Raw genomic sequence first — 20,340 nt, 5'->3', positions numbered from 1 at the left:
TGTCGGTGGTTCTGCACCGTTCCGGTACGTGATTGCTCCACCGAAACACGCGCGGGTGCCCATGGCGCGCGGGGTTAGGCCGTCCGCCGGACCCGGCGTGCGCGCCCCGTCGTCGAGGTCCTGACGGCCACGGGATATCTTGATATCAAGCAATGTTTGCAATGCTGGAAACTGGAGCGGAGTAACCGGTGGCTGACTCGACCATCATCTATACGCACACCGACGAGGCGCCGGCCCTGGCGACGTATTCGTTCCTGCCGGTGATCGAGGCATACGCCTCCACGGCGGGCGTCACGGTCGAGAGCCGTGACATCTCGCTGGCGGGCCGGATCATCGCCGCCTTCCCCGAGTTCCTCGAAGCCGGGCAGCGGATCGACGACGCCCTGGCGGAGCTGGGCAGGCTGGCCGGCACCCCCGGCGCGAACATCATCAAGCTGCCGAACGTCTCGGCGTCGATCCCCCAGCTCAAGGCGGCCGTCGCCGAGCTCCAGCAGCAGGGCTACGCGCTGCCCGACTACCCGGACGACCCGAAGAGCGACCAGGACCGCGACGTCCGGGCCCGGTACGACAAGATCAAGGGCAGCGCCGTCAACCCGGTGCTCCGCGAGGGCAACTCCGACCGCCGCGCCCCCGCCTCGGTGAAGAACTACGCCAAGGCCCACCCGCACCGCATGGGCGCCTGGAGCCCCGAGTCGAAGACCGGCGTGGCCACGATGGGCGCCGACGACTTCAGGAGCACCGAGAAGTCCGCGGTCATCGCCGCCGACGGCACCCTGCGCATCGAGCTCGCCGGTGACGACGGCACCACCACCGTGCTGCGCGAGTCGGTGCCGGTGCTGGCCGGCGAGGTCGTCGACGCCTCGGTGATGCGGGTCGCCGCGCTGCGCGAGTTCCTCACCGCCCAGGTCGCCAAGGCCAAGGCCGACGGCGTGCTGTTCTCCGTGCACCTCAAGGCCACCATGATGAAGGTCTCCGACCCGATCGTGTTCGGCCACGTCGTGCGGGCCTTCTTCCCCAAGACCTTCGCCGCGCACGGCGCCGCCCTCGCCGCCGCCGGCCTGACCCCGAACGACGGTCTCGGCGGCATCCTCAAGGGCCTGGAGTCGCTGCCCGACGGCGCCGCGATCAAGGCGTCCTTCGAGGCCGAGCTCGCCGAGGGCCCCGAGCTGGCGATGGTCGACTCCGACCGCGGCATCACCAACCTGCACGTGCCGAGCGACGTCATCGTGGACGCCTCGATGCCGGCCATGATCCGCACCTCGGGACACATGTGGGGCCCCGACGGCCAGGAGGCCGACACCCTCGCGGTGATCCCGGACAGCAGCTACTCCGGCGTCTACCAGGTCGTCATCGACGACTGCCGCGCCCACGGCGCCTTCGACCCCGCCACCATGGGCTCGGTGCCCAACGTGGGCCTGATGGCGCAGGCCGCCGAGGAGTACGGCAGCCACGACAAGACCTTCGAGGTCCCGGTCACCGGCACCGTCCGGGTGGTCGACGGCAGCGGCGAGGCCGTGCTCGAGCAGGTCGTCAGCGCGGGCGACATCTTCCGGATGTGCCAGACCAAGGACATCCCGATCCGCGACTGGGTCAAGCTCGCCGTCACCCGCGCCCGCGCCACCGGCAGCCCCGCGGTCTTCTGGCTGGACGAGAGCCGCGCCCACGACGCCAACCTGATCGCGAAGGTCGGGGAGTACCTGCCCGAGCACGACACCGACGGGCTGCGGATCGAGATCATGACGCCGCGGGACGCGACGGCCTTCTCGCTGGAGCGGATCCGCCGCGGCGAGGACACCATCTCGGTCACCGGCAACGTGCTGCGCGACTACCTCACCGACCTCTTCCCGATCCTGGAGCTGGGCACCAGCGCCAAGATGCTCTCGGTCGTCCCGCTGATCAACGGCGGCGGCCTGTTCGAGACCGGCGCGGGCGGCTCCGCGCCCAAGCACGTGCAGCAGCTGGTCAAGGAGGACTACCTGCGCTGGGACAGCCTCGGCGAGTTCTTCGCGCTGGCCGCCAGCTTCGAGCACCTTGCCGCCTCCACGGGCAACGCGCGGGCGCAGATCCTCGCCGACACCCTGGACCGCGCCACCGGCACCTTCCTCAACGAGGACCGGTCGCCCAGCCGGCGGCTCGGCGGCATCGACAACCGCGGCAGCCACTTCTACCTCGCGATGTACTGGGCGCAGGAGCTGGCCGCGCAGACCGACGATGCGGCGCTCGCGGCGGCGTTCGAGGGCCTCGCCAAGACCCTCACGGAGCAGCAGGAGGCCATCGTTACCGAATTGATCGCTGTCCAGGGATCGCCGGTCGACATCGGCGGTTACTACCGGCCCGACCCCGCCAAGGCGGCCGCCGTGATGCGCCCCTCGGCGACGTTCAACCAGGCCATCGCCTCGCTCGCCTGATCGGACCCCCCGGGGCGGTACCCCCGGAAACACCTCGGTCACCCCGGCAGAATCGTCACCTGCCGGGGTGACGGTGTCTCATGGAGTGATCATTTCGGTGATTTACTTCTTGACGCGCGGCCTGCCATCCGAGTTGACTCACCCGCACTTGGGCCGCGTCGTGGCGGCCCTCTCAGGGGAGGCACCGCCGCAATGAACGCGATATCGCGCCGTCTTGTCGTGGGGAGCGCCGTGATCACGCTGGCGCTGACCATGGCCGCGTGTGGCAAGGCCGGCGACGACGACAAGTCGTCGGACAGCAGCAAGGACAAGAGCATCGGCCTTCTGCTGCCCGACACCGTGACGGCCCGGTACGAGAAGTTCGACCGGCCGCTCATCACCAAGAAGATCCAGGAGCTGTGCTCCGACTGCTCGGTGCAGTACGACAACGCGGGCGGCGACGCGGCCAAGCAGGCGCAGCAGGTCAGCACCATGATCGCCAAGGGCGTCAAGGTACTGATCCTGGACGCGCAGGACGCGGTCGGCATCAAGTCCTCCGTCCAGGCCGCCGTCGACAAGGGCATCAAGGTCATCGCCTACGACCGTCTGGCGCAGGGGCCGGTGTCGGCGTACGTCAGCTACGACAACCAGAAGGTCGGCGAGCTCCAGGGCCAGGCGCTGCTGACGGCCATGGCCGGGAACGCCAACCCGCAGGCGAAGATCGTGATGATCAACGGCGACGACGCCGACCCCAACGCGGCCGAGTTCAAGGCCGGTGCCCACAGCGTCCTGGACGGGAAGGTGACCATCGCCTACGAGCAGTCCGGCCTGTGGAAGGACACCGTCGCCAACCAGAAGGTCAAGGCGGCGATCACCTCCATCGGCGCGGCCAACATCAAGGGCGTCTACTCGGCCAACGACACGATGGCCGGCGGTATCGCCACCGCGCTCAAGGGCGCCGGCATCAACGTCCCGCTGACGGGCCAGGACGCGGACCTCACCGCGATCCAGCGGATCCTGCTGGGAGCCCAGAGCTCGACCGTCTACAAGGCGGCCAAGCCCGAGGCGGAGAACACCGCGCAGATCGCCGTCGACCTGCTGGAGGGCAAGGACTTCAAGTCCATCGCCGACACCACCAAGAAGAGCGGGTCGGGCAACGAAGTGCCGTCCAAGCTGCTGGAAGCGGTCTCGGTGACCAAGGAGAACATCAAGGACACCGTGGTCGCCGACGGTACGTACACCGCGGGGCAGATCTGCACCGCGGACTACGCGTCGGCCTGCGCGGCCGCCGGCATCAAGTAAGTCCCGTACCGGGCCGGCCCAGCGGCCGGCCCGGTACGCGCGACCGGGGGACCCGAGCGGGAGGATCGCGCCGAGCGCGTGAATCCCGCTCAACTTCTTGACGGCCCGCCATGGCCCCTTGACACTGCCATACGGATCAGGGGCATCCCCTATCCGCAGATTGAGAGCGTTTTCAATCGGCTGAATCCAAGGGTCATGGGCCAGCCGTGGCCTGAAATGTGCAGTGCTGAGCGCGATTCCACCCCCACATCCGCGCTGACCTGGTGTTCACGGTGTGAACCCAGGGAAAGGACTCCACTCATGCGCAGAACCTTCCCCCCAGGCCGGACCCGGCAGCGGCCGCGCGTCCACCGGCCCGTCGCCCTGCTCGCCGCTTTCGCCCTGGCCCTGGCCGGGCTGCTGGGCCTGATCGGCACCATCGGCAGTGCCTCGGCCGACGCCTCCGACTACACCCAGAGCGTCAGCGAGCCGAGCAGCACCCAGGCGAAGCTCACCTTCACCCCCACCACCCCGGCCGGCTACGTCATCGTCCACTACAAGGTGGGCGGCGGCGGCCAGTTGAACGTCCAGATGGCGGCGTCAGGCAGCAGCTGGACGTACACCGTCTCGCCGATCACCGCCGGGACCGTGCTGACGTACTCCTTCACGTACACCAAGAACGGGCCGCAGTACGACACCCCGCAGTTCACGTACACCCAGGGCAGCGGCGGCAGCACGAGCACGGGCACGAGTTCCGGGACCAGCACGGGCACGAGCACCGGGACGAGCACCGGCACCAGCACCGGGACCAGCACGGGTACGAGCACGGGCAGCACCGGTGGCTCCACCACCCCGCCGCCGGGGAACTGCCCGACGCAGTCGGACACCCCCAACTTCGGTCCCAACGTGCACATCTTCGACCCGTCGATGGGCAACGCCGCCATCCAGGCGCAGCTGGACGCGCAGTTCAACCAGATGAAGGACACCAACTCCGCCCAGTTCAGCGAGAACCGGGTCGCCGACCTGTACAAGCCGGGCACGTACAACGTGACCGACAACGTCGGCTTCTACACCTCGGTGGCCGGCCTCGGCCAGAACCCCGACGACGTCACCATCAACGGCGACGTCACCGTGGACGCCTTCAACGCCTCCGACGCGGGCAACGCCACCCAGAACTTCTGGCGCAGCGCGGAGAACCTGGCCATCAACCCGTCGAGCGGCACCGACCGCTGGGCGGTCGCGCAGGCCGCGCCCTTCCGCCGGATCGACGTGCACGGCAACCTCGCGCTCTACCCGGCCAGCTACGGCTACGCCAGCGGCGGCTACATCGCCGACAGCAAGGTCAGCGGCCAGGCGTCGTCGGTGTCCCAGCAGCAGTGGTACACCCGGGACAGCAACCTGGGCAGCTGGGCCGGCGGCGTGTGGAACATGGTCTTCTCCGGGGTGAACGGCGCCCCCGGCAACACCTTCCCCAACCCGCCGGAGACCACCCTCGGCACCACCCCGGTCTCCCGTGACGTGCCCTACCTCTACATCGACGGCAGCGGCAAATACCGGGTCTTCCTGCCGTCGCTGCGCACCAACGCCTCCGGTCCGAGCTGGGCGAGCGGCAGCACCCCGGGCAGCTCGCTGCCGATGAGCCAGTTCTACGTCGTCAAGGCCGGCGACACCGCGGCGACCATCAACAACGCGCTGGCCTCGGGCTGCAACCTCTTCGTCACCCCCGGCGTGTACCACCTGAGCCAGACGCTCAACGTGACCAAGGCCGACACCGTGGTGCTCGGCATCGGCTACCCGACCTTCGTCCCCGACAACGGCGTCACCGCGATGCAGGTCGCCGACGTCAACGGGGTGCGGCTCAAGGGCCTGCTGTTCGACGCGGGCACCACCAACTCCCAGGCCCTGCTCACCGTCGGCCCGTCCGGCTCGTCCGCGAGCCACGCGACTGACCCGACGACCGTCCAGGACGTGTTCTTCCGGATCGGCGGCGAGCGCGCGGGCAAGGCCACCAACAGCCTGATCGTCAACAGCAGCAACACGATCATCGACCACATCTGGGCCTGGCGCGCCGACCACGGCACCGCGGGCACCGTCGGCTGGGGCACCAACACCGCCGACACAGGACTGACCGTCAACGGCAACAACGTGCTGGCCACCGGGCTGTTCGTCGAGCACTACCAGAAGTACGAGGTGGTGTGGAACGGCCAGGGCGGCAAGACGATCTTCTTCCAGAACGAGAACCCCTACGACCCGCCCAACCAGGCGGCCTGGAAGAACCCGGCGGGCCAGAACGGCTACGCCGCCTACAAGGTCGGCACGAACGTCACCACCCATGAGGCCTGGGGACTCGGCAGTTACTGCTACTTCAACGTCAACCCCGCGGTGAACAACTACCACGCCTTCGAGGTGCCCAACACCTCAGGGGTGCGGTTCCACTCCGTACTGACCGTCTCGCTCGGCGGCGTGGGCACCATCAGCCACGTCATCAACGACACCGGTGCGGTCACCGCGTCCAACACCACCCCGAGCAACGTCGTCAACTTCCCGTAACGGGAAGCCGATCCCGCGCGGGCCGTCCGCCCGGCCAACCGGCCGGGCGGACAACCCCGTGCACGCACCGCGCCACTTCCGGCGGCCGGGGCGATAATGCCGACCATGAAGTCGGTGATCACCGTGGTGTCCGTGACTGCGGTGATCGCGGGCGCCGCGGCCGCGCTGTTCTGGCTGGTCCGCGGGCGCCGCGGCTTCGGCACCCCGGTGGAGCGCGCGGCCTTCGCGGCGCTGCACGAGGCGTCGCTGGCCGCCCCGTTGCTGCGCGACGGGCTCAACCGCGAGTCGGCGCGCAAGGCCGCCCGCCACCTGCGGGCGCTGCTCGCCACCCCCGCGCTGGCCGTCGTCGGCGCCGGCGAGCTGCTGGCCTGGGACGGCGCAGGCCGCCACCACACCGCGCAGGCCGTCGCCCACACCGCCGACGCCATCGACGCGGGACGCCCCTGGCTGGTGCCCGCCGAGACCATCGACTGCGGCGACCTGGACTGCCCGGTCCGCTCCGCCGTGGTGGTGCCGCTGGTGGTCGACGGCCTGGTCGTCGGCGCCCTCGCCGTCTACACCCGGCAGGTGTCGGCCGGGCTGGTGCGGGCCGCGGGCGAGGTCGCCCACTGGGTGATCGCGCAGCTGGAGCTCGCCGAACTCGACCGCTCCCGCACCCGGATGATGGAGGCGGAACTGCGCGCCCTGCGCGCCCAGATATCCCCGCACTTCGTCTACAACTCGCTCACCGCCATCGCGTCCTTCGTCCGCACCGACCCCGCGCGGGCCCGCGAACTGCTGCTGGAGTTCGCCGAATTGACCCGCTACAGCCTGCGCAAGCACGGCGAGTTCAGTACCCTCGCCGAAGAGTTGCGGTCGGTGGACCGATACCTGCGGCTGGAACGCGCCCGGTTCGGCGCCCGGCTGCGGGTCGACCTGCTGATCGCGCCCGAGGTCCTGCCGGTCGCGGTGCCCTTCCTGTGCCTTCAGCCCATCGTGGAGAACGCGGTGCGCCACGGCCTGGGTCCCAAGGCGACACCGGGCCTGATCACCATCAGGGCCGAGGACGCGGGCGCGGAGTGCCGGATCAGTGTGGAGGACGACGGGGTGGGCATGGACCCGGAGGAGGTACGGCTCCAGCTCGCCGGGGAGGCCGGAGGGGACTCGCTGGGCCTCGGCAACGTCGACGAGCGGCTGCGGGCGGTCTTCGGCGACGAGTACGGCCTGGTCGTGGAGACCGCGCCGGGCGCCGGGACCAGGATCAGCATCAGGGTGCCGAAGTACCGGAACGGAGTGCACGCCTCATGAGACCGCTGCGGATCCTGGCGGTGGACGACGAGCCGCCCGCCTTGGACGACCTCGGCTACCTGCTCCGCGGCGACCACCGGGTCGGCCGGGTGCTGGCCGCCGACAGCAGCGACGCGGCGCTGCGGCTGCTGGAGGCGGAACCGGTCGACGCGGTCTTCCTCGACATCCGGATGCCAGGCCTCGACGGGCTCGACCTGGTCCGGGTGCTGAGCCGCTTCGCCAAACCGCCCGCGGTCGTCTTCGTCACCGCCTACGAGGACTTCGCCGTCGACGCCTTCGCCCTCAAGGCCTGCGACTACCTGCTCAAACCGGTGGGCGCGGAACGCCTGTCCGAGGCGGTGCGCCGGGTGGCGGCGCTGCTCGAAGGCCCCGCGGAGCCGCGGCAGCCGGCCCCCGACCCGCTGCCCGAGCGGATCCCCGTCGACCTCGGCGGCATCACCCGCTTCGTGTCCCGCGACGAGGTGGCGTACGCCGAGGCGCAGGGCGACTACGTGCGCCTGCACACCGCGGGCCACGCTCCGCTGGTGCGGGTGCCGCTCGCGGTGCTGGCGGAACGCTGGGAGCCGCACGGATTCCTGCGGATCCACCGCAGCTTCCTGGTCTCGCTGCGGCACGTCGAGGAGCTGCGCTCCGACGCCGGGCACTGGACCGTCACCGTGGCGGGCAGCGAACTCCCGGTGAGCCGCCGCCACACCAGGGAACTGCGCGACGTCCTGGTGCGCTGGGCCCCCGCACCCGGCCCCGGCCCGTCATGACCGACCGGCAAGGCCCCGGCCGCCCCGGGAGGCAGCAGCCCGGCCCCCCGTCCGGCGCCGAGCCGCCCGGCGGGCCGCCGTCCGGCGCCGGCCTGCCGCCGGTGTCGCCGCAGAAGCCCCGGCAGCCAGCCGGGCAGCCGGCGAAGCCCAAGCAGGCGGCCAGGCCCAGGCAGTCGCCGTGGCCGCGGCAGCCGTCCGCACCGGCCCCCGCGCAGCCCGCGGCCCGCCGGGTCGCCGTCTCGGCCCCGCGCCGCCACCGCACCGGCGGCTACTCCGCCAGGGCGGGCGCCGCCGACCTGCACGCGCAGCCGCAGCTCGGCCAGCTCTACGTGCGCTCCCTGGTCCGCAACCAGCTGCGGCTCGCGCTCGGCGTGCTCGCGGTGCTCGCCGCGGTGCTCGGCGGGCTGCCCGCGGCCTTCGCGCTGCTGCCCGGCCTGCGCACAGCCGAGGTGTCCGGCATCCGGCTGCCGTGGCTGCTGCTCGGCGTGGTCGCCTACCCGCTGCTGGTGGGCGCTGCCTGCTTCCACGTCCGGCACGCCGAGCGGGTCGAGCGCGACTTCACCGACCTGCTCGGCGGCCCCGACGCACCGCCGCCGCCCGCACCACCGCGCGCCGCCCGGTGAACCCCGGCCTCGGCCTCGCGGCGCTCACCGTGGTCCTGGTCGCCACGGTGGCCTTCGGCGTCTACGGGCTGCGGCTCTCCCGGGCCACCTCGGACTTCTACGTCGCCTCCCGCGAGGTCTCACCGCTGTGGAACGCCTCCGCGATCGGCGGGGAGTACCTGTCGGCGGCCTCCTTCCTCGGCGTCGCGGGCCTGGTGATGGCCTACGGCGTGGACATGCTGGCGTACCCGGTGGGCTACACCGCCGGCTACCTGGTGCTGCTCCTGCTGGTCGCCGCCCCGCTGCGGCGCTCCGGCGCCTACACGCTGCCGGACTTCGCCGAGGAGCGCCTCGGGTCCCTCGCGGTCCGCCGGGTGGCCGGCGTCCTGGTCGCGGTCATCGCCTGGCTCTACCTGGTGCCCCAGCTCCAGGGCGCGGGCCTGACACTCCAGACGGTGACCGGAGCCCCCCGCTGGGCCGGCGCCGTCGTCGTCGCGGTGGTCGTGGTCGGGGTCGCCGCGGCCGGCGGCATGCGCAGCGTCACCCTCGTCCAGGGCTTCCAATTCTGGCTGAAACTCACCGCCATCGCGGTGCCCGCGCTCTTCCTGGTCATGGCCTGGCGCTCGGCCGGCGCGCCCGCGCTCACCGGCCCCGACATCCCCCGCTTCGGCCACACCACGGTGGTGAGGCTCCAGGACCCGGTGAGATTCGACGTCACCGCGCCGGTGACCGTACGGGTCAGCGGCCGGCTCGACGGGACGGCGTACACGGCGGCCGGTGTGCGCCTCGGCGACGGCGGGCACACTGCGGCGGCCGGCACCGAACTGACCTTCCCCGGCGGCGCCGCGGTCCCGCACCGCGACGGCCTCGCGCCCTCCACCGGCGCCGACTGGGCCAACCCGCTGTCCGGCGCGGGCGGCAGGTCCCACCCGCTGTACGCGCTGTACTCGATCCTGCTCGCCACCCTGCTGGGCACCATGGGGCTGCCGCACGTCCTGGTCCGCTTCTACACCAACCCCGACGGGCGGGCCGCCCGCCGCACCACGGTGCTCGTCCTGGTGCTGCTCAGCGCCTTCTACCTGCTGCCCACCGTCTACGGTGCGCTGGGCCGGGTGCTGGCACCGCAGTTGCTGCTGACCGGGCAGACCGACACGGCGGTGCTCGTGCTGCCGCAGCTGACCCAGGCGGGCGAGGGCGGCCGGCTGCTCGCCGCGCTCGCCACCGCGGGCGCCTTCGCCGCCTTCGTGTCCACCGCGTCGGGCCTGACCGTGTCGGTGGCCGGCGTGGTCTCGCAGGACCTGCTGCGCGGCTCGACCCGCGGATTCCGCTGGGCGTCGCTGGTCGCCGGGATACCGCCGCTGGTCATGGCCACCGCGACCAGCGGGCTGCCGGTGGCCGACGCGATCGGGCTGGCCTTCGCGGTGGCCGCGTCGTCCTTCTGCCCGCTGCTGGTGCTCGGCATCTGGTGGCGCGGGCTGACCGACCTGGGCGCGCTGCTCGGCCTGGTCGCCGGCGGCGGCCTGGCCGCGGTCGCGGTGGTGCTCACCAGTGTCAGGGGGCCGGGGCGCGGCTGGAGTGCGGCACTGCTCGAACAGCCCGCGGCCTGGACCGTCCCCATCGCCTTCGCCGTGATGATCACGGTGTCGCTGCTGACCAGGCACCGCCTGGCCCCGGCCGCGGTGGACCGGGTGATGCTGCGGATGCACCTGCCCGAGGAGGTCGGTTCCGGCGGCCCCTCGCTGCCAGCGGTCCGCCCGCCGACCGCTGGGCGCAGCTGACGTACCGTCCGCCGTGCCGACCGCACCGCTCGGCGACTCCCCGTGACGGCCGCCTCGTCACGCGCTGTGCACGGACCTAGCGTGTGCCGCGACCGCAGATGGTCTCCCCACCGCCCTGCCATCCTCAACGAGGAGGGAAACCGCAGATGAGCACTCCTGCGCCCGCGCCCGCCATCGCCGACCCCGGCCCGCTCGGCCTGGCCGGCTTCGCCGCCACCACCTTCGTCCTGAGCTCCTTCAACGCGGACCTGATAGACGGCAGCCTGCTGCCGGTGGTCCTGCCGCTCGCGCTGTTCTACGGCGGCCTGGTCCAACTGCTCGCGGGCATGTGGGAGTTCAGGAAGGGCAACACCTTCGGGGCGACCGCCTTCTGCTCCTACGGCGCGTTCTGGCTGTCCTACGCCGCCTACGTGAAGTTCGTCGCCGCCGACCTGCCGGCCGACACCGCACATCAGGCGACCGGGCTCTTCCTGCTGATCTGGGCGATCTTCACCGTCTACATGACCGTCGCCGCGCTGCGCACCAACGGGGCGCTGCTGGCCGTCTTCGTCGCGCTGTCCGCGACCTTCGTCGTGCTGACCATCGCCGAGTTCGCCGAGTCGACGGGCATCACCAAGGTCGGCGGCTGGCTCGGCCTGGTCACCGCGCTGCTCGCCTGGTACGCCTCCTTCGCCGTGGTCACCAACAGCACCTGGAAGCGCGGCGTCCTGCCGCTCTTCCCCGACGTGGCGTCGGCGGGGGGCGAGCGGGGCGGTCCGGTCGAGGTCGCCCACTCATGAGCGACCAGACACTGTCCAACCTGCTCAGGGAGGAAAGACGCTTCCCGCCGCCGGCCGAACTGGCGGAGCAGGCCAACGTCACCGCGGCGGCCTACGACGAGGCCGCCGCCGACAGCGAGGCCTTCTGGGCCGCGCAGGCGGCCCGGCTGGACTGGTCGCAGCCGTGGACGCAGGTCCTGGACTGGAGCCGGCCGCCCTTCGCCCGCTGGTTCGTCGGCGGCACCCTGAACGTGGCCGACAACTGCGTCGACCGCCACGTCAGGGCCGGGCGCGGCGACCGGGTCGCCTTCCACTGGGAGGGCGAGCCCGGCGACACCCGCACCCTGACCTACGCCGACCTCAAGGACGAGGTGAGCCGGGCGGCCAACGCGCTGCTCTCGCTCGGCGTGCGGGCCGGCGACCGGGTCGCGATCTACCTGCCGATGGTCCCCGAGACCGTGGTGGCGATGCTGGCCTGCGCCCGTATCGGCGCACCGCACACGGTGGTCTTCGGCGGGTTCTCGGCCGAGGCGCTGCGCGGCCGGATCCTGGACTGCGACGCGCGGGTCGTCATCACCGCGGACGGCGGCTACCGCAAGGGCGCGGCCTCCGCGCTGAAGCCCGCCGTGGACGAGGCGCTTGAGCAGTGCCCCGACGTCCGCAGCGTGCTGGTGGTCCGCCGCACCGGGCAGGACGTCGGCTGGACCGAGGGCCGCGACGTGTGGTGGCACGATCTGGTCGGCGCCCAGTCGGCGGAGCACACCCCCGAGGCGTTCGACAGCGAGCACCCGCTCTACATCATGTACACCTCGGGGACCACCGCCCGGCCCAAGGGCATCCTGCACACCACCGGCGGCTACCTGACCCAGGTGGCCTGGTCGCACTGGGCGGTCTTCGACGTCAAGCCCGAGCGGGACGTCTACTGGACCGCCGCCGACATCGGGTGGGTCACCGGGCACTCCTACATCGTCTACGGCCCGCTGGCCAACGGGGTGACCTCGGTGCTCTACGAGGGCACCCCCGACACCCCGCACCAGGGCCGCTGGTGGGAGATCGTGCAGAAGTACAAGGTGACCATCCTCTACTGCGCGCCGACCGCGATCCGCACCTTCATGAAGTGGGGCGACGCGATCCCGGGCGGCTACGACCTGACGTCGCTGCGGCTGCTGGGGTCGGTGGGCGAGCCCATCAACCCCGAGGCGTGGATGTGGTATCGGCGTGCCATCGGCGGCGACCGCACCCCTGTGGTCGACACCTGGTGGCAGACCGAGACCGGCGCGCAGATGATCAGCCCGCTGCCCGGCGTCAGCACCTGCAAGCCGGGATCCGCGCTGCGCCCGCTGCCCGGGATCTCCGCCGACGTGGTGGACGACGCCGGGCAGCCGGTGCCCGACGGCTCGGGCGGGTACCTGGTGCTGACCCGGCCGTGGCCCGCGATGCTGCGCACCATCTGGGGCGACGAGCAGCGCTACCTGGACACGTACTGGTCGCGCTTCCCCGGCCGCTACTTCGCCGGTGACGGTGCCAAGAAGGACGACGACGGCGACATCTGGCTGCTGGGCCGGGTGGACGACGTGATGAACGTGTCCGGGCACCGGATCTCCACCACCGAGGTCGAGTCGGCGCTGGTGTCCCATCCGCTGGTCGCCGAGGCGGCGGTCGTCGGCGCCGCCGACGCCACCACGGGGCAGGGCATCGTCGCCTTCGTGATCCTGCGGGGCGACGCGGCCGCCAAGGGCGCGGACGAGGACCCGGCACAGGAACTGCGGGCCCATGTGGCCAAGGAGATCGGCCCGATCGCCCGGCCGCGGCAGATCCTGGTGGTCGCGGAGCTGCCCAAGACCCGCTCGGGCAAGATCATGCGCCGGCTGCTGCGGGACATCGCGGAGAACCGGGAGCTCGGCGACGTCACGACGCTGACGGACTCCTCGGTGATGGACGCGATCCGCGAGCGGCTGCCGGAAGGCTCCTGAGCCGGCGCCCCGCCCGGGACCTTCCCCTCCCGGGTCCTTTCCCCGGGTGGACCCGCCCCCTGAGCGAGGTCCACCAGGGGGGAGCGGGCGGCCGGTCTGCCACCGACGGCAGACCGGCCGCCCACGTGCGCGGAACCGCGGGCTCAGCAGCCGATCGGCGCTGAGCCGACCGCCACGTCGTCGAACCACAGCGTGTCGTCACCGGTGCCGTAGCTCTCCCAGCCCAGCCGCAGCGCGGTCGGCCGCGGCGGCGTCGTGCGTGACAGCCACTGCCCGTCGATGTCACGGGTCGGCACGCCGTCCACCCGCAGCCCCGGTACGTCCTGGCTGCCGAGCCAGGTCTGCAGGGAGGGCGCGGTGGTGTCGATGGCGAACCGCAGGCACTGCCAGCTGCCGGTGGGCAGCGGCACGCTCTGCGCGACGCCCGTGGGGCTCTGCTCCGGCAGCGTCGCGTCGTCGCTCTCGCGGTTCCACTGGAGGGCCCCGTTCTGGCCGCCGATCCGCAGCGCGCGGCCGGCCTGCGAGGAGTCCGGCATCGACACGAAGGCGACGTGCGCGGTCGGCAGCGCGGTGGTGTGCCGCATCCACATCCGTACGTACATCACCGGGCCGAGCGTGGACAGGTCCCGGGTGTCCGCCACGAAGGCGTGGTTGCAGTAGCCGGCGTGGCCGTCCACCCGCAGCGACCTGGCGCCGCTGTGCGCGACCGCCGTGTCGACGGTGACCGTCCCGGTGCCCGAGCAGTCCGGCGCGGTCGTCTGCCACTGCCCGGACGGGGTGGAGCCGGTCTGGTCCTCGAAGTCCGAGCAGATCACCGCACCCGAGCAGCCGGTGGGAGACGAGGTGGGCGGTGTGGTCGGGGGGGTGGTCGGGGGAGTGGTGACGGGGGTGGTCGGGGGTGTCGTCGGCGGGGTGGTGGTGGGAGTGGTCGGCGGCGTGGTGGAGGGTGTGCCCCCGTTGCACGCGGTGCCGTTGAGGGTGAAGGCGGTGGGTGTCGGGTCCGCGGCGCTCCAGGTGCCCTGGACGCCGAAGCCGGTGGTGCCGTTGGTGGCGATCGCCGCGTTGTAGGCGAGGCTGGCGGCCGTCACGCCGGTCCCGCTCTGGGTGACGGTGGCGTTCCAGCCCGAGGTGATGTGCTGGTCGCCGCCGTACGTCCAGGCGAGCTGCCAGCCGTTGAGGGCGGGGCCGAGGTTGGTGACGTCGATCTGGGCGGTGAATCCGCCGGACCACTGGTTGACGGTGTACTTCACCGAGCAGCCGGCCGCCGCTCCGTGGGCGGGCAGTGCCACCAGGGCGGGCAGCAGGAGTGCTGCCGCCACCACCGGCCACAACCATGGTCTGACGATTAACCGCCGCGTGGATGCGCGCACGGGGACCTCCTGGGCATGTGGGGGGAGTGCCGCTCCCGAACAAGGGTGTGGGAGCGCTCCCACACTATGGAAGCGCACCCAACGGCTGTCAATGCCCCTCGCGTGCCCCCGCCGCGGACTCGGCCACCATCCCGGCCAGCAGCCGCAGCCCGTGCTCCGACGGCGAACCCGGCTCCGCGGTGTGCAGCCCCAGCGTCTGGCCGCTGTCGCCGGCCGGCGTCAGCGCCTCGTACTCCAGCACCAGGTCGCCGACCACCGGGTGGTGGTAGTGCTTGCTGCCGTACGTCCTGCGCTGCACATCGTGATCCGCCCACCAGCGGCGGAAGTCCCGGTCGCGCAGCGACAGCTCGCCGATCAGCTCGGCCAGCAGCGGGTCGTGCGGATGGCGGCCCGCGTAGAGGTGCAGAGCCGCCACCGTGCCGCGGGCCGACGACGGCCAGTCCACGTAGAACTCCCTGGCGCCCTCGTCGAGGAACACGAACCTGGCCATGTTCCGCTCCCGGTGGGGCAGCGCCTCGAAGTCGGTGAACAGCGCCCTGCCCATCGCGTTCGAGGCCAGCACGTCCAGGCGGTGGCCGATCACCAGCCCCGGCGTCGCGGGCATCGTCTCCAGCACCCGGCGCAGCCCCGGCCGCACCCGCTGCGGCGGCAGCGGCCTGGGCCGGCCGCGGGCGGGCCTCGCCACCGCGAACAGGTGGCCGCGCTCGGTGTCGTCCAGTCGCAGCGCGCGGGCGATCGCGTCCAGCACCTGCTCCGAGACGTTCACGCCGCGACCCCGCTCCAGCCGCACGTAGTAGTCCACGCTCACCCCGGCCAGCCGGGCCACCTCCTCGCGGCGCAGGCCCGGCACCCGCCGGGTGCCGGGCTCCGCGGCCAGCCCGGCCTCGCTCGGGCTGAGCCGGGCGCGGCGCGACCGCAGGAAGTCCCGCAGATCGGTGTTGGGCGAACCGGCCGCCACCCGGTCGGCGGTGTACGGCGCGGCCCCCGGTGCGTGGTCGCTCATGGTGACCAGCGTACGACCGGCACGCCTCCCCTGAAGGGCCGCAGAGGGGCACTGCCGGACCCCCGGTCGGGTGTACCCCCGGCGGAACCGGGCCACCGCCGGCAGCCGCGTACCCGGGCTGTCGGTGGTTCGCTGGGAGGAGCGCCACCCGTGGCGACACCGCGCACAGCGGCGCCGCACCCCCGGCGCATGCTCACAGAGAGGCAGCACCATGACCGAGTCCACCCCCGCCGCCGGACGCATCACCACGCCCTTCTCCGCCACCTCCACCGCCGCGGAGGTGATCGCGGGCACGGACCTGACCGGGCGCAGGGCCGTGGTGACGGGCGGCGCCTCCGGCATCGGGATCGAGACCGCGCGGGCGCTGGCGGGCGCGGGCGCCGAGGTGACCCTCGCGGTACGCGACACCGCCGCGGGCGAGCGGGTCGCCGCCGACATCACCGGCACCACGGGAAGGCCGGTGCCGGTCGTCCCGCTCGACCTGGCCGACCAGGCCTCGATCGCCGCCTTCACCGGGGCCTGGCAGGGCCCGCTGCACCTGCTGATCAACAACGCCGGGGTGATGCTGACCCCCGAGGCGCGTACCCGCGAGGGCTGGGAGCTCCAGTTCGCCACCAACCACCTGGGCCACTTCGCCCTGACCACGGGGCTGTACCCGGCGCTGGCCGCGGCGGGCGGCGCCCGGGTGGTGGCGCTCACCTCGATCGCGCACCTGCGCGCGCCGGTGGACTTCGACGACATCCACTTCGAGCGGCGGGAGTACGACCCGGCGCTCGCCTACGCGCAGTCCAAGACCGCCAACGTGCTCTTCGCCGTCGAGGCCGACCGCCGCTGGAGCGCCGAGGGGGTGGCCGTGAACGCGGTGCACCCCGGCGCGGTCCTGGAGACCGGCCTGTCCCGGCACATGGACCCCGCGGAGCTGGCGCAGGCCGTCGAGCACGGCGGCTACACCTTCAAGACCCGCGAGCAGGGCGCCGCGACCTCGGTGCTCGCCGCGGTCTCGCCGCTGCTCGACGGGGTCCCCGGCGGGCGCTACTTCGAGGACTGCAACGAGGCGGTGCTGCACACCGCGGGCATGGCCGGCGGTGTCGCCGCGCACGCCCTCGACCCCGCGGCGGCGCAGCGGCTGTGGCAGGTCTCGCTGGACAGCGTGGCGGCCGCCCGCGGCTGACGGGCCGTCGCCCGTACGGACGGGGCCGGCGGCGCTGCATGCGCCGCCGGCCCCGTCCTTCGTCGTGTCCCGCCGCTCAGCCCTTGCTCGAGCCCAGCGAGAGACCGGCGATGAACTGCTTCTGGAGCAGGATGTAGACGACCAGGGTCGGAACCGCCGCGATCATCGCCGCCGCGGCGATCAGGTTCTGGTTGCTGACGAACTGGCCCTGGAGGTTGGCGAGCGCCGACGTCACCGGCCGCTTGTCGCCCGACGACATCAGGGTGATGGCCCAGAAGAAGTCGTTGTAGATCCAGGTGGTCAGCAGCGTGGCCAGGGCCGCGAGCGCCGGTCGGCACAGCGGGATGGTCAGCCGCCAGAAGCGGGTCCACAGCGACGCCCCGTCGACGAGCGCGGCCTCGTACATCTCCTCGGGTACCGACTTCATGTAGTTGCTCAGCACGAAGACGCAGAAGCCCAGCTGGAAAGCCACGTTGATGGCGATCAGGCCGAAGATCGAGTTGTACATCAGACCGCTGTCGCTGACGAAGTGCGGCAGGGTGATCTTGAGGTACAACCGGTACAGCGGGGTGATGATGACCTGCTGCGGAAGCAGGTTGCCCGCCGTGAACAGGATCAGCAGCGCGACGTTGAACTTGACGTTCACCCGGGTCAGCACGAAGGCCACACCGGACGCCAGCGCCAGCACGATGATCACCGCGGGCACCGTGATCAGGACCGAGTTCCAGAAGAAGTGCAGCATGTCCGACTGCGTCCACGCGTCGCTGAAGTTCTTCAGCGTCAGATGGTGCGGCATCGAGACGTAGCCGTACTTCCGGGTGTCGCTGTACGGCCTGATCGCCACGTACAGCGCGAACGCGATCGGCAGCAGCCACAGCACGGACGCGACGATCAGGAAGACCTGGGAGGCCACCTGCCCCCACGGCCGGGTCCTCCTGGGGCCGGGTGCGGGCGGCTGCGCCGTCCCCGGCCTGGTGAGGGCTTCGGTCGTCATGAGGATTCCTCCCGGCGGAACGTCTGGTAGAGGAACACCGAGATCGGCACCAGAGAGATGATCAGAAGTACCACGCCCAGCGCGGAGCCGAAGCCGACCCGCTGGGTCTCACCGACGATGTTCGAGGTGACCAGCACCGACAGCAGTTCCAGGCCGTTGATGCCCTTGTTGGTGATGTAGACCAGGTCGAAGGCGCGAAGCGACTCGATGACGGTGACCACCATGACGACGATGTTGATCGGCCGCATCACGGGGAAGATCACCCGCCAGAAGGTCTGCCAGGCGTTCGCGCCGTCCACGGTCGCCGCCTCGCGCAGCGTCGGGTCGACGGCCTTGAGGCCGGCCAGGTAGAGCACCATCACGTAGCCGGACTGCCGCCAGGTCGCCTCGACCAGCACCGACCACAGGTTCAGATGGGGATTGCCGAGCCAGTCGATGGCATTGCTGTCGCCGTTTCGCCCGATGACGGTGTTGATCAGACCGAAGTTCTGGGAGTACATGAACTCCCAGATGATGCCGACCAGCGCCAGCGAGAGCATGACCGGCAGGAAGAGGATGCTCTGGTACATCCGGCTGCCGCGGATGCCGCGGTCGATCACCACCGCGAAGAGCATGCCGAGCGGGGTGGCGATCAGTACGAAGACCGCGAGCCAGATGAGGTTGTGCCGGACCGCGGGCCAGAACTCGGGGTAGATCGTGGCGGCCTGGTGGTAGTTCTGGACGCCGTACCAGCAGCCGTTGTTCAGGATCGACGGGACATTGGGCTTGCAGGTCTGGGTGTGCAGGCTGCCGACGCCGTTCCACTTGGTGAACGACAGCAGGACGGTCCCGATCGCCGGGAACCACACGAAAGCCAGATCGAGCAGCAGCGGTATGCCCAGCAGCACCGCGACCACGATGCGGTCGCGGAGGCTGAGCTTGCGCACACCGCGACGGCGGCGCCGGGCCGGGGCCGTGACGGCCCCGTCCTGCGCCGCTGCCGCGGTGTCCACATGGGACGTCGAGCTCATGAGGTATAGATCGCCTTCGCCTGCTTCTCCGCGCTCTGCTGGAGCGAGGCGATGTTGCCGGTGGACGGGTCGTCGATGAACTTCTGCAGGATCGAGATCATCGCGGTGGCCATGGCCGGGTCCGAGTCACGGTCCATGAACTGCGCGACCGCCTTGCACTTGCCGATCTCGGCGACCGACTTCTTCTGGATCGCGTTGTACGTCGGCACCTGCAGGCCGTTGGCCAGGCCGACGTCCCACTGGTCGGTCTTGAGGTACTCGGCCTCGGCGGCGCCGCTGCCGATGTACTCCAGGATCGCCTTGGCCGCGTCGGAGTTCTTGGCCTTCTTGCTCAGCATGAAGCCGTCGGTGGGGGCGTCCATGTAGTCCTGGCCCCACTTGGGGTTGACCGTGGGGAAGGTGAAGAAGTCCAGGTCGTCCAGGTTCGCCTTGTCGGTGACGTACTGCGCGGCGACCTGGTTGGTGCCCTGGAACATCATGCCGGCCTGCTTGGACTCCAGCGTCTTGGCCGCGTCCTGCCAGATCCGCCCGTTGGCGCCGGTCTGCATGTAGGGCAGCAGCTCGGCCCAGTGCTGGAAGACCGTGGCGACACCCTGGTCGGTCCAGGGGATCTTGTGGCTCATCAGCTGCATGTGGTAGTCGTACCCGTTGATCCGCATGTTGAGGATGTCGAAGGTCCCCAGCGCGGGCCAGCCGTCCTTGTCGCCGAAGGCGATCGGGATCAGGCCGTCGGTCTTCATCTGCTTGGCCAGCGCCACGTACTCGTCCCAGGTGGTCGGGACGGTGTAGTGGTGCTTGGCGAACTCGCTCTTGTTGTAGAAGACCACCCACGGGTAGTTGTACAGCGGCACCAGGTACTGGTGGCCGTCGAGGCCGGTGGACAGCTTCTTGGCGGCGGGACCGAAGTTGCCGCCGATCTTCTCCCACACGTCGTCGAGCGGCTGGGCCAGGCCCTGCGCGGCGAAGTACTGCATGCGGTAGCCGGCGAACCAGGTGAACAGGTCGTCCGGGGTGCCCTGCAGGTAGCTGGTGATGTTCTGCTGGAAGGTGTTGTGGTCGACCGTGTTGATCGTCACCTTCACCTTCGACGACGCGGTGGCCGCGGTGGTGAGCGCGGCGAACGCGGTCTTCGCCGCCGGGTCGGAGTAGTTCGACCCGAAGGTGACCGTGCTGCCTGCCACCGAGCCGGTGGAACCCGAGCCGCCGGACTTCTTGTCCGACGAGTCCGAGTCGCTGCTGCACGCCGTCAGCAGACCGCCGGCTGCCGCGAGCCCCGCGGCACCGGCCACGCCCCTGAGCAGATTCCTCCGCGTCGGGGACGGGCTGCTGCCCGCGTCGGTTCCCGACATCTCGACGTCCGACATGGTGCCTCCATGTGTGTGTGGGCGCTTATAGGGGACTTGTGGGAAAGCTGAAGGCGA

At 71.2% G+C, this 20,340-nt stretch carries 15 protein-coding genes; 10 read left to right on the top strand and 5 right to left on the bottom strand.

Translation table 11 applies throughout. The features are described 5' to 3' along the window. Positions 1-188 precede the first annotated feature (188 nt). From ACGFMP_RS09900 to acs, 9 genes are all read left to right on the top strand, one after another. Positions 189-2,408 (top strand): NADP-dependent isocitrate dehydrogenase, encoded by a 2,220-nt coding sequence (locus tag ACGFMP_RS09900; RefSeq protein ID WP_393671520.1) that lies wholly within the window; start codon positions 189-191, stop codon positions 2,406-2,408. A gap of 192 nt (positions 2,409-2,600) precedes the next feature. Further along, the gene (locus tag ACGFMP_RS09895) at positions 2,601-3,689 is read left to right on the top strand and encodes a sugar ABC transporter substrate-binding protein (RefSeq protein WP_393671519.1); all 1,089 of its coding nucleotides are present in this window, start codon (positions 2,601-2,603) and stop codon (positions 3,687-3,689) included. Between the two features lie 300 nt (positions 3,690-3,989). Further along, positions 3,990-6,218: a hypothetical protein gene (locus ACGFMP_RS09890; RefSeq protein ID WP_393671518.1), complete on the top strand. Its 2,229-nt coding sequence runs from the start codon at positions 3,990-3,992 to the stop codon at positions 6,216-6,218. 96 nt (positions 6,219-6,314) lie between these two features. Then, complete coding sequence (locus ACGFMP_RS09885) at positions 6,315-7,505, top strand: sensor histidine kinase (protein WP_393671517.1); 1,191 nt, start codon at positions 6,315-6,317, stop codon at positions 7,503-7,505. Further along, the gene (locus tag ACGFMP_RS09880; RefSeq protein WP_393671516.1) at positions 7,502-8,260 is read left to right on the top strand and encodes a LytR/AlgR family response regulator transcription factor; all 759 of its coding nucleotides are present in this window, start codon (positions 7,502-7,504) and stop codon (positions 8,258-8,260) included. Before ACGFMP_RS09885 ends, ACGFMP_RS09880 begins: the two co-directional genes overlap by 4 nt. Before the next feature lie 101 nt (positions 8,261-8,361). Beyond that, positions 8,362-8,883, top strand: coding sequence for a hypothetical protein (locus ACGFMP_RS09875; protein ID WP_393671514.1), 522 nt, complete (start codon positions 8,362-8,364; stop codon positions 8,881-8,883). After that, on the top strand, positions 8,880-10,640 hold the full coding sequence (locus tag ACGFMP_RS09870; protein ID WP_393671513.1) for a cation acetate symporter: 1,761 nt from the start codon (positions 8,880-8,882) through the stop codon (positions 10,638-10,640). Before ACGFMP_RS09875 ends, ACGFMP_RS09870 begins: the two co-directional genes overlap by 4 nt. A 146-nt stretch (positions 10,641-10,786) precedes the next feature. Then, positions 10,787-11,419: an acetate uptake transporter gene (locus ACGFMP_RS09865; RefSeq protein WP_393671512.1), complete on the top strand. Its 633-nt coding sequence runs from the start codon at positions 10,787-10,789 to the stop codon at positions 11,417-11,419. Then, the gene (gene acs, locus ACGFMP_RS09860) at positions 11,416-13,371 is read left to right on the top strand and encodes an acetate--CoA ligase (protein ID WP_393671511.1); all 1,956 of its coding nucleotides are present in this window, start codon (positions 11,416-11,418) and stop codon (positions 13,369-13,371) included. The genes ACGFMP_RS09865 and acs overlap by 4 nt, the downstream gene beginning before the upstream one ends. Before the next feature lie 143 nt (positions 13,372-13,514). On the opposite strand, the gene ACGFMP_RS09855 is transcribed toward acs, so the two are convergent. Continuing rightward, the gene (locus tag ACGFMP_RS09855) at positions 13,515-14,741 is read right to left on the bottom strand and encodes a cellulose-binding domain-containing protein (RefSeq protein WP_393671510.1); all 1,227 of its coding nucleotides are present in this window, start codon (positions 14,739-14,741) and stop codon (positions 13,515-13,517) included. 88 nt (positions 14,742-14,829) lie between these two features. Further along, entirely contained in the window at positions 14,830-15,744 is a 915-nt protein-coding gene (locus tag ACGFMP_RS09850) for a helix-turn-helix transcriptional regulator (protein ID WP_393671509.1), read from the bottom strand. Positions 15,745-15,955: 211 nt separating this feature from the next. Between ACGFMP_RS09850 and ACGFMP_RS09845 the strand changes: the two genes are divergently transcribed. Beyond that, positions 15,956-16,915, top strand: coding sequence for an SDR family NAD(P)-dependent oxidoreductase (locus ACGFMP_RS09845; RefSeq protein ID WP_393671508.1), 960 nt, complete (start codon positions 15,956-15,958; stop codon positions 16,913-16,915). Between the two features lie 76 nt (positions 16,916-16,991). Here the strand turns inward: ACGFMP_RS09845 and ACGFMP_RS09840 are convergent, their stop codons facing one another. From ACGFMP_RS09840 to ACGFMP_RS09830, 3 genes are read right to left on the bottom strand one after another with little or no spacing between them, the layout of a single operon-like run. Beyond that, positions 16,992-17,909: a carbohydrate ABC transporter permease gene (locus ACGFMP_RS09840; RefSeq protein ID WP_393671506.1), complete on the bottom strand. Its 918-nt coding sequence runs from the start codon at positions 17,907-17,909 to the stop codon at positions 16,992-16,994. Further along, the gene (locus ACGFMP_RS09835; protein WP_393671505.1) at positions 17,906-18,919 is read right to left on the bottom strand and encodes a carbohydrate ABC transporter permease; all 1,014 of its coding nucleotides are present in this window, start codon (positions 18,917-18,919) and stop codon (positions 17,906-17,908) included. The genes ACGFMP_RS09840 and ACGFMP_RS09835 overlap by 4 nt, the downstream gene beginning before the upstream one ends. Beyond that, positions 18,916-20,268, bottom strand: coding sequence for an ABC transporter substrate-binding protein (locus tag ACGFMP_RS09830; protein ID WP_393672124.1), 1,353 nt, complete (start codon positions 20,266-20,268; stop codon positions 18,916-18,918). The genes ACGFMP_RS09835 and ACGFMP_RS09830 overlap by 4 nt, the downstream gene beginning before the upstream one ends. Positions 20,269-20,340: the final 72 nt, after the last annotated feature.

Origin of the sequence: Streptomyces sp. NPDC049040 (assembly GCF_043197715.1) — a bacterium.
Classification (GTDB): Bacteria; Actinomycetota; Actinomycetes; order Streptomycetales; family Streptomycetaceae; genus Actinacidiphila.
This window is presented reverse-complemented; position numbering and strand designations above follow the sequence as displayed.

Excerpts from the sequence above, each read along its gene's own strand:
- ACGFMP_RS09850 (WP_393671509.1), bottom strand. The coding sequence starts at position 15,744 with ATGAGCGACCACGCACCGGGGGCCGCGCCGTACACCGCCGACCGGGTG.
- acs (WP_393671511.1), top strand. The coding sequence starts at position 11,416 with ATGAGCGACCAGACACTGTCCAACCTGCTCAGGGAGGAAAGACGCTTC.
- ACGFMP_RS09865 (WP_393671512.1), top strand. The coding sequence starts at position 10,787 with ATGAGCACTCCTGCGCCCGCGCCCGCCATCGCCGACCCCGGCCCGCTC.
- ACGFMP_RS09830 (WP_393672124.1), bottom strand. The coding sequence starts at position 20,268 with ATGTCGGGAACCGACGCGGGCAGCAGCCCGTCCCCGACGCGGAGGAAT.
- ACGFMP_RS09885 (WP_393671517.1), top strand. The coding sequence starts at position 6,315 with ATGCCGACCATGAAGTCGGTGATCACCGTGGTGTCCGTGACTGCGGTG.
- ACGFMP_RS09880 (WP_393671516.1), top strand. The coding sequence starts at position 7,502 with ATGAGACCGCTGCGGATCCTGGCGGTGGACGACGAGCCGCCCGCCTTG.
- ACGFMP_RS09895 (WP_393671519.1), top strand. The coding sequence starts at position 2,601 with ATGAACGCGATATCGCGCCGTCTTGTCGTGGGGAGCGCCGTGATCACG.
- ACGFMP_RS09840 (WP_393671506.1), bottom strand. The coding sequence starts at position 17,909 with ATGACGACCGAAGCCCTCACCAGGCCGGGGACGGCGCAGCCGCCCGCA.
- ACGFMP_RS09835 (WP_393671505.1), bottom strand. The coding sequence starts at position 18,919 with ATGAGCTCGACGTCCCATGTGGACACCGCGGCAGCGGCGCAGGACGGG.
- ACGFMP_RS09845 (WP_393671508.1), top strand. The coding sequence starts at position 15,956 with ATGACCGAGTCCACCCCCGCCGCCGGACGCATCACCACGCCCTTCTCC.
- ACGFMP_RS09890 (WP_393671518.1), top strand. The coding sequence starts at position 3,990 with ATGCGCAGAACCTTCCCCCCAGGCCGGACCCGGCAGCGGCCGCGCGTC.